Genomic DNA, 8,323 nt, shown 5'->3' with positions numbered 1-8,323 from the left:
AGGCGGCGGTGGCCATCAGTGCGGCGCCGCTGAGTTCGCTGCCGGCGGCGGCGAGCACGGCGGGCAGCAGCCGGCGCCAGTGCGGCAGCAGTTGGCGCAGCAGTCGGAGGGTGGGGTGGGAGCCGGGGGCGGTGGGGTCGGGCATCGGAGCTCCGGGGGCGAGCGGTCGGGTCGCGGGGAGGCCGGTCGCGGGGACGGCGGCCGCGGGGGAGGGGCGGGTCATGAGCGGACCAGCCCGGTGAGGTCCGCGGCGGCCTGGCGGGCCGGGGCGGGTCCGACGGTCCCGGCCCGGACGGTGAGGATTCGGTCGGCGTGCGGCAGCAGGCCGGTCCGGTGGGCGACCACGATCGCGGTGCGCCCGCGCATCAGCTCGGCGGTGGCCCGGGTGACGGCGGCCTCGCTCTCCGGGTCCAGGTGGGCGGTGGGCTCGTCGAGCAGGAGGACGGGCGCGTCCTTGAGGAAGGCGCGGGCCAGGGCGGTGCGCTGGCGCTGGCCGGCGGAGAGTCCGGCGCCGTGCTCGCCGAGGACGGTGTCGTACCCCTGCGGCAGTGCCGCTATGAAGCCGTCGGCGCAGGCGGCCCGGGCGGCGGCCCGGACCTCGGCGTCGGTGGCGTCCGGGCGGCCGAGGCGGATGTTGTCGGCGACGGAGGTGGCGAACAGGTGCGGGCGCTGCGGGACCCACGCCACCTGGGCCAGCCAGGCGTCGGGGTCGAGCGCGGCGAGGTCGGTGCCGTCGACCAGGACCCGGCCCGCGCCGGGGGTGACGAAGCCGAGGAGGAGGGCGAGCAGGGTGGACTTGCCGGCGCCGCTCGGGCCGACCAGGGCCAGGTGCTCGCCGGGGTGGACGGTGAGCGAGACCTCGGCGAGGGCGGGTTCGGCGCGGTCGGGGTGGTGGACGGTGACGCCGTCGAGGCGCAGCCGCGCGGTGCGGGCCTCGGGGACCGGGGCCTTGGCCTTGGCCGGGGCCTTGACCAGGAGCCGGGCGGTCGGTGCGGTGGCGGGGTCCGCGTCGCCCGCGCTGTCGGTGTCGCCCGTGCTGTCGCTGCCGCCCGCGCCGTCCGTGGCGCCTGCGCCGTCCGCGTCGTCCAGGAGCGTGAACACCCGCTCGGCCACCGCGATGCCCTCGGCGCTGTCGTGGAAGGCCGCGCCCGCCGCGCGCAGCGGCAGATAGGCCTCCGGTGCGAGGAAGAGCACGACCAGGGCGGTGCGCAGGTCGAGCGCGCCGTCCAGCAGCCGCAGGCCGACCGGGACGGCGACCAGTGCCACCGACAGGGTGGCGACGGTCTCCAGGACGAGGGAGGAGAGGAAGGCGACCCGGAGGGTGCGCATGGTGGCGCGCCGGTGCGCGTCGGCCATCTCCCGCACCACCCGGGTCTGGTGCCGCTCGCGGCCGAACGCGCGCAGGGTGGGCAGCCCGGCGACGACGTCCAGGAAGTGGCCGCCCAGCCGGGCCAGCAGCCGCCACTGCCGGGCGGTGCGCTGGGCGGTGTGCAGGCCGACGAGCGCGCCGAACACCGGGATCAGCGGAAGGGTGATCACCACGATCAGCCCGGAGGTCCAGTCGGCGAGGCCGAGCCGGACGACCACCACCAGCGGGACCACGGCGGTGGCGGCCATGGTGGGCAGGTAGCCCGTGAGGTAGGGGTCCAGGGCGTCGAGGCCGCGGGTGAGCAGGGTGGCGGTCTCGCCGTGCCGGCCGGCGGCCAGCCGCCGGGGGCCGGTGTCCCGCAGGTGGGCGGTGAGGCGGTCGCGCAGGTCCCGTTTGGTCGCGGCGGCGGCGCGCTGGGCGAGGGCGCCCCGGGCCCAGGCCAGCAGGGCGCGCAGGGCGAGGACGGCGCCGAGCGCGACCAGCGGGCCGGTCCACCGGCCGCGTCCGGCGAAGCCGTCGGCGAGCAGGCCGGCCAGCAGTTCGGCCTGGCCGAGGGCGAGCCCGGCGCCCAGCAGGGCGAGTGCGGTGGACATGGTCAAGTGGCGCCGGAGCGCCGGGATCTCGCGCCGCAGGCGGCGTTCGGCCGGCTTCATCCCGTGGTCCCTCCGTGGTCCGCCAGGCGGTCGGTCAGAAGTAGCTGGGGTGGCGCCGGCCGGTGCGGCCGCGGAACGCCCACCAGCTCCAGCCCTGGTAGAGCAGGATCAGCGGGACGATCACCACGCCGAACGCGATCAGCACCTTCAGCGTGGCCTCGTCGGCGACGGCGTCGTCGACGGTGATCCCGCCGCCGGAGGAGGCCGACAGCAGGTAGGGGTACTGGCCGGCCCCGATCAGCAGCACCGGCAGCGCGGTCGCCAGGCAGGTGGCGGTGAAGGCGAGCGTGTCGCGGCCCCGGTTGAGGTACCACCACCCGGCCGCGATGGCCGCCACGACCAGGACGAACAGCACCACCGAGGTCCCCGTCCTGCTCATCGAGGCGCCGGCCCCGAACAGCGAGAGCAGCAGCGCCAGGGCTCCGGCGCCGCCCGCCGCGGCGAGCAGGGTGGCGCCCATGCGCCGGGCGGTGGCTGCGGTTCCGGGTTCCGAGCGGAGTGCGACGAAGGCCGCGCCGTGCCCGGCGAACAGCAGGGCGGTGGCCACCCCGCAGGTCAGTGCGAACGGCCCGAACACCTCGCCGGCGCCGACGTGGAAGGAGCCGTCGGCCCGGCGGGGCACGCCGTGCAGCAGCAGGCCGACCACGATGCCCCAGCACACGGCGGGCAGCGCGCCGCCGAGGACCACCAGGGCGTTCCACACCTTGACCGCCCGCGGGCCGCGGGAGCGGCCGCGCAGCTGGATCGCGGCGTTGCCGAGCACCAGGCCGGCCAGGATCGCCACGATCAGCGGGTAGAGGCCGGACAGCAGGCTGCCCTCCAGGTGCGGGAAGGCGCCGAACATCACGCCGGCGAAGGCGACCAGCCAGACCTCGTTGCCGAGGAAGAACGGCGCGATCGCGTCGAGCGCGGCGTTCCGCCCGCCCGGTCCGGCGCCGGTGCCGGGTCCGGCACTTGCTCCGGTGCCGGAGCCGGCGTCCGGCCGGGGCCCCGCGTCGGCGGAGCCGAGGAACGGGGACAGCATCTGGGCGCCGTAGTCGTAGCCGCCCAGTACGAAGTAGCCGGCGAGCAGCAGGCCGAGGAGGGCCAGCCAGAGGGTCTCCAGGCTCATTTAGCCCAACCTTCCGTCACGTCAGAGGAGTTCATCTCGGTGCGGGAGCGCTCGGCCCGCTCAGAAGGCCGGGACCGGCTGCTTCTCGTCGGCGCCGCCCGCACCGGGCAGGTCGTCCGGGAGCGGGTCGCCGGCGCCGAGCTGGGCGCCGTCCGGGCCGCGGCGGGCGAAGCGGGTGATCAGCGTCCAGTTGGTCACCGCGAGGGCGAGGAAGATGGCGATGAACACCGTGCAGGACACGACCAGGGCGCCCTTGCTCACGTTCGAGACGGCGTCGTCGACGGTCAACTGGCCGTAGACGAGCCACGGCTGGCGGCCGATCTCGCGCACCACCCAGCCGCCGACGGAGGCGATGAAGGGCAGCGGGATGATCGCGGTCATCAGGTAGGCGAGCCAGCGCTTGCGCACCAGCAGGTCCTTCAGCAGCAGGAAGACCGCGATGAAGGTGATGGTCGAGACTGTGTTGCCGAGGATGGTCATCAGGTCCATCGAGTTCTTCACCCAGGACGTCCAGGGCAGGTAGTCCCCGGGACCGTGCGCGGCGACCTCCTGGGCCTGCGCCGCGGCGAGGTCGCCGCCGCTCAGGATGGCGGCCTTGATCGGCTGGGTCTTCTCGATGACCGGGACCTGGAGGTTGCCCACGATGATGACGAAGAAGGAGGAGAGCATGCTCACCCAGACGCCCAGGCGCAGCGAGCTCCGGAAGAGCTCGGTCTCCTTGGTGCCCTTGGCGAAGTGCCAGGCGCTGATGCCGGCCACGAAGATGCCGCCGGTGGTGAGCGCGGCGAGCGCGATGTGGGCGAGCGCCACCTGGGCGTTGGCGTTGGTGACCAGCGCCCAGAAGTCGGTCAGGTAGGCGACGCCGTCGCGCACCTCGTAGCCCACCGGGTGCTGGAGGAAGCCGTTGGCGACCAGGATCCAGAACGCCGAGAGGTAGGCGGTCAGCGCGACCAGCCAGATCAGCGTGACATGGATGCCGCGCCGCATCCGGCCCCAGCCGAAGATCCACATGCCGAGGAAGGTGGACTCGGCGAAGAAGGCGATCAGGGTCTCCAGCGCCAGTGGCGCGCCGAAGACATTGCCCGCGAACTTGCTCAGTCCGCTCCAGCTGAGTCCGAACTGGAACTCCATGACGAGGCCGGTCACGATGCCGACCGCGTAGTTGATGACGTAGAGCTGGCCCCAGAAGCGAGTCATGCGCTCCCGGACCGCGCGTTTGGCGAGGTCGCGGGTGTACGCGGCCCGGGTGTGCATGATCGCCACGATGGGGACCAGCCCCATGGTGAGGATGACGAACAGCCAGTGCACGCTGGTGGTGGCCGCGAACTGGAGTCGGGCCAGATCCGCAGCGCTCATGATGCGACCTTCCTGGGGGGCGGTTGGCCTCCGGGTCGGCGGACGGATGAGGGTGTCGGGGAAGCGGACGCGGGGAGCGGACGCTGGGAAGGGGAGGGTTCCTCGCTCGCGTGTGCAGGTGGCGGGCATCGCTGCCCGCCACCTGCGCGACGAACCCCGCCGCTGACGTTAGGCGAGGATTGCTTATGTCTTCCAAGACCGGTTTTGCTATGTATGGATAACCCGTCGGACATGAGCAGAGGTGAACCGTGGATTTGCTGCAACTCCGTCACTTCCAGGCCGTCGCCCGTTTCGAGCACATCAGCCGCGCCGCCGAGGAGCTGAACGTCGCCCAGCCCTCGCTCAGCCGCACCATCGCCCGGCTGGAGGCCGAGCTGGGCTCGCCGCTCTTCGACCGGCAGGGCCGGCGGATCCGGCTCAACCAGTACGGCGTGGTGTTCCTGCGGCACGTCGACCGGGCGCTGAGCGAGCTCGACGACGGGCGCCGGGCGCTGCGCGAGGCCCGGGAGACCGGGCTCGGCCGGGTCGGCGTCGCCTCCGAGACCCTGCTGACCGTCGCCCATCTGATGGGCAGCTTCCGGGCCGCCTTCCCCGGGGCCGAGGTGCGGCTCTTCCAGTCGAACGTCGAGGAGATGGACCGGCAACTGCGGGCCGGCGAGGTGGACTTCTGCGTCGCCTCGCAGCCGCTGACCGCCGCCAACCTGGACTCGGTCGAGCTGCTGCGGGAGGAGGTGCTGCTGGCCGTCCCGCGCGGGCACTGGCTGGACGGCCGGGAGAGCGTGACGATCGCCGAGATCGCCGACGAGCCGTTCGTCACCACCCGCCGGGGCAACTGGCAACGGGCCCTGCTGGAGCGGCTGTTCGCCACCGAGGGGCTCACCCCGAGGCTGTCCTGCGAGGGCGACGAGCCGGGGGCCAGCCAGGACATGATCAGCACCGGGCTGGGCATCGGCCTGATCCCGGCGATGTCCCGGCTGGCGGGCACCGACTCGCACGTCCCGGTGGCCTGGGTGCACGTGGCCGCGCCGAACTGCTACCGGGTGCTCACCCTGGTCTGGAACCGGGACGCCTACCAGTCCGAGGCGGCCCGCCGGTTCCGTGAATTCACGGTCAGCAGGCCACTCATGACGCACCGTCGGCCGGATCCGAGGATGGGCCGGGAGTCGGTCTGAGCCGCGCCGGACGCGCCGAAGATCGATCCTGGCGTGCCCCGGACTCCTTTGCTACGCTCAAAAGCGCTGCCGTGTCCTGGCCGAGGGCTTCGCGTGTCCGAATGGCCGGTATGAGATGGCGGGTTGGCAGGATCGACGTTTCCTGCGGCAACCACCGGCGGCGCCGTCCTCCCTCCATTCACCCACTTGACCGGTGCCCTGTGTCGGCGTGCCCATGTGCGCGCGCCCGGGCGCCATCGAGGAGTTCCGTCATGCCCAAGATCACGTATGTCGCCGTGGACGCGGCCGAGCGCACGATCGACGTCCAGGCCGGCACCAGCGTCATGCGCGGGGCCGTCTTCAACGACATCGACGGCATCGTCGCCCAGTGCGGCGGGAATCTGCAGTGCGCCACCTGCCACGTCTACGTCGACGAGTCGACGCTCGACAAGCCGGAGCCGATCCAGCCGAACGAGAACGAGATGCTGGACTTCACCGCCTGCCCGCGCCGTCCCAACAGCCGCCTCAGCTGCCAGCTCACGGTGACCGAGGCGCTGGACGGCCTGATCGTGCACCTGCCCGAGCGGCAGAAGTGATGGCCGAGGGATCCCACCCCGACTCGGTCGTCGTCGTCGGTGCCGGCCAGGGCGGCTACCAGACGGCGGCCTCGCTGCGTGAGCACGGCTACCGCGGACGGCTGGTCCTCATCGACGCCGAGGACGAACTCCCCTACGAAAAACCGCCCCTGTCCAAGGCCTACCTCAAGGGGGAGGCGGACGAGGCACAGCTCTGGCTGCGGCCGGTGAGCTACTACGCGCGGCAGTCGATCGAACTGGTCGCGGGGTCGGTGACGGCGGTCGACCCGGCCGCCCGCACGGTCCGGCTGGCCGACGGCTCGGTCTACGAGTACGGCCACCTGGTGCTGGCCACCGGGGCGACCCCGCGGACGCTCGGCGTGCCGGGGGCCGGACTGCGCGGCGTGCACACCCTGCGCACCGCGCAGGACGCCGCCGCGCTGCGCACCTCGCTCGGGGCGGCCAGGAACGCGGTGGTGGTCGGGGCCGGGTTCATCGGCCTGGAGTTCGCCGCGGCGGCCCGCAACGCGGGGTGCGAGGTGACGGTGGTCGAGGCCCTGGACCGCCCGCTGGCCAGGGTGGTCTCGGCCCGCACGGCCGAGCACTTCACCCGGCTGCACCGGCGGGAGGGCTCCCGGCTGGTCTTCGGCCAGGGGGTCGCCGCCCTGCACGGCGACGAGCGGGGCGCGGTCACGGCGGTGGAGCTGGCCGACGGCGCCCGGCTGCCGGCCGACCTGGTGCTGGCGGGGATCGGGGTGATCCCGCGCACCGGTCTCGCGGCCGCGGCCGGGCTGCGGGTGAGCGGCGGCATCGTCGTCGACGCCCACCTGCTGACCAGTGATCCGCACATCTCGGCGATCGGCGACTGCGCGGCGTTCCCGCAGGTGCGCTCGGGCAACCGGCTGCGGCTGGAGTCCGTGCAGAACGCGGTGGGGCACGCCGAGCTGGTGGCCGCGCGGCTGACCGGCGAGAGCCGGGGCTACCGCGAGCTGCCGTGGTTCTGGAGCGACCAGTTCGCGACGACCGTGCAGATCGCCGGCCTGGACGAGGGCCACGACACGGAGGTGGTGGTCGGCGAGGACCCGGACGCGTTCTCGGTCCTGCTGTTCCGGGGCGGCGAGCTGCAGGCGGTGGAGTCGGTCAACCGGCCCACCGACCACCTCGCGGCCCGGCAGCTGCTGGACCGGGGGGTGTCGCTGAACCCGGTCGAGGCCGCCGCCCCCGGCTTCACGCTCCGGGGCCACCTCACGAGCCGCCGGGAGGAGCCCGCCGTGCCCGTGGGCTGACCGGACGTCCGGTTGGCCGATACTCGCCGGACCCCGACCGGACCGTGCCCGGATCGCGCCCGCGCCGCCGTACCCCGGCGCGGGCGCCCGGCAACGGAACAAAGGATTCCGAAAACATTGGCCCCACTGCTTTCAAAAGTGCGGCTGAAGAACAACCGTTTTTTTATCCCCGGACGGTTTTCGGCCATGCCCGGGGCGGGCCCGCCGGGTCCGAACCTTCACAGTTAGTTCATAAGCCGCTGTTGCGGAAACATCTGCCGGTGAGGCAGGATTCAAACAAGATCGCTTGCTTGCTCATTCACTCGTCCGAATAACAAACAGGGGATACCACCGTGCCTGAATCCGTCAGCCCGCAGGGATTCACCGACGAGGCCGAGCTGCGCCGCCTCAACCGGGCCGTCGTCGAGCGGTACATGAAGACCCTCGGTCAGGACCGGCTGCGCCGGCACGAGCTCTTCACCGAGGACGGCGTGGGCGGCCTGTGGACCACCGACACCGGTTCCCCGGTGGCCACGCACGGCCGGGACCGCCTCGGCGAGCACGCCGTCTGGTCGCTCAAGTGCTTCCCGGACTGGGAGTGGTACAACGTCGAGATCTTCGAGACCCAGGATCCGAACCGCTTCTGGGTCGAGTGCGACGGCCGCGGGAAGATCCTCTTCGGCGATTATCCCGAGGGCTGGTACGAGAACCACTTCATCCACTCGTTCGAACTGGAGAACGGGCGGATCACGCTGCAGCGGGAGTTCATGAACCCGTTCCAGCAGCTGCGTGCCCTGGGTATTCCGGTCCCCGAGATCAAGCGGACCGGAATACCTACCTGAG

Annotated in this window: 7 protein-coding genes; 4 read left to right on the top strand and 3 right to left on the bottom strand. The window is 72.7% G+C overall.

Annotation, left to right across the window (positions count from 1 at the left end; all coding sequences use genetic code 11):
• Positions 1-219: 219 nt before the first annotated feature.
• The 3 genes from cydD to VR45_RS16905 are packed head-to-tail and all read right to left on the bottom strand — an operon-like array spanning position 220 to position 4,489.
• Positions 220-2,022 carry a thiol reductant ABC exporter subunit CydD gene (gene cydD, locus VR45_RS16915; RefSeq protein WP_045940589.1) on the bottom strand — a complete coding sequence of 601 codons (1,803 nt, stop codon included), beginning with the start codon at positions 2,020-2,022 and terminating at the stop codon, positions 220-222.
• A gap of 34 nt (positions 2,023-2,056) precedes the next feature.
• The gene (locus tag VR45_RS16910) at positions 2,057-3,133 is read right to left on the bottom strand and encodes a cytochrome d ubiquinol oxidase subunit II (RefSeq protein WP_052709150.1); all 1,077 of its coding nucleotides are present in this window, start codon (positions 3,131-3,133) and stop codon (positions 2,057-2,059) included.
• Between the two features lie 60 nt (positions 3,134-3,193).
• Complete coding sequence (locus VR45_RS16905; protein WP_045940588.1) at positions 3,194-4,489, bottom strand: cytochrome ubiquinol oxidase subunit I; 1,296 nt, start codon at positions 4,487-4,489, stop codon at positions 3,194-3,196.
• 248 nt (positions 4,490-4,737) lie between these two features.
• On the opposite strand from VR45_RS16905, the gene VR45_RS16900 reads away from it, so the two are divergent.
• From VR45_RS16900 to VR45_RS16885, 4 genes are all read left to right on the top strand, one after another.
• Positions 4,738-5,661: a LysR substrate-binding domain-containing protein gene (locus VR45_RS16900; RefSeq protein WP_045940587.1), complete on the top strand. Its 924-nt coding sequence runs from the start codon at positions 4,738-4,740 to the stop codon at positions 5,659-5,661.
• 251 nt (positions 5,662-5,912) lie between these two features.
• Positions 5,913-6,236, top strand: a complete 324-nt coding sequence (locus VR45_RS16895; RefSeq protein ID WP_030397790.1) for a 2Fe-2S iron-sulfur cluster-binding protein — start codon at positions 5,913-5,915, stop codon at positions 6,234-6,236.
• Positions 6,236-7,501, top strand: coding sequence for an FAD-dependent oxidoreductase (locus VR45_RS16890; RefSeq protein WP_045940586.1), 1,266 nt, complete (start codon positions 6,236-6,238; stop codon positions 7,499-7,501). The genes VR45_RS16895 and VR45_RS16890 overlap by 1 nt, the downstream gene beginning before the upstream one ends.
• A 332-nt stretch (positions 7,502-7,833) precedes the next feature.
• Positions 7,834-8,322, top strand: a complete 489-nt coding sequence (locus VR45_RS16885) for a PhzA/PhzB family protein (protein WP_045940585.1) — start codon at positions 7,834-7,836, stop codon at positions 8,320-8,322.
• Position 8,323: the final 1 nt, after the last annotated feature.

Origin of the sequence: Streptomyces sp. NRRL S-495, assembly GCF_000966955.1 — a bacterium.
In the GTDB taxonomy this organism is placed as follows: domain Bacteria; phylum Actinomycetota; class Actinomycetes; order Streptomycetales; family Streptomycetaceae; genus Kitasatospora; species Kitasatospora purpeofusca.
The sequence above is the reverse complement of the archived record's forward strand: the minus strand, read 5'-3'. Positions and strand labels throughout refer to the sequence as shown.

Coding starts and splice junctions, on each gene's coding strand:
- cydD (WP_045940589.1), bottom strand. CDS start 2,022: ATGAAGCCGGCCGAACGCCGCCTGCGGCGCGAGATCCCGGCGCTCCGG.
- VR45_RS16905 (WP_045940588.1), bottom strand. CDS start 4,489: ATGAGCGCTGCGGATCTGGCCCGACTCCAGTTCGCGGCCACCACCAGC.
- VR45_RS16895 (WP_030397790.1), top strand. CDS start 5,913: ATGCCCAAGATCACGTATGTCGCCGTGGACGCGGCCGAGCGCACGATC.
- VR45_RS16890 (WP_045940586.1), top strand. CDS start 6,236: ATGGCCGAGGGATCCCACCCCGACTCGGTCGTCGTCGTCGGTGCCGGC.
- VR45_RS16910 (WP_052709150.1), bottom strand. CDS start 3,133: ATGAGCCTGGAGACCCTCTGGCTGGCCCTCCTCGGCCTGCTGCTCGCC.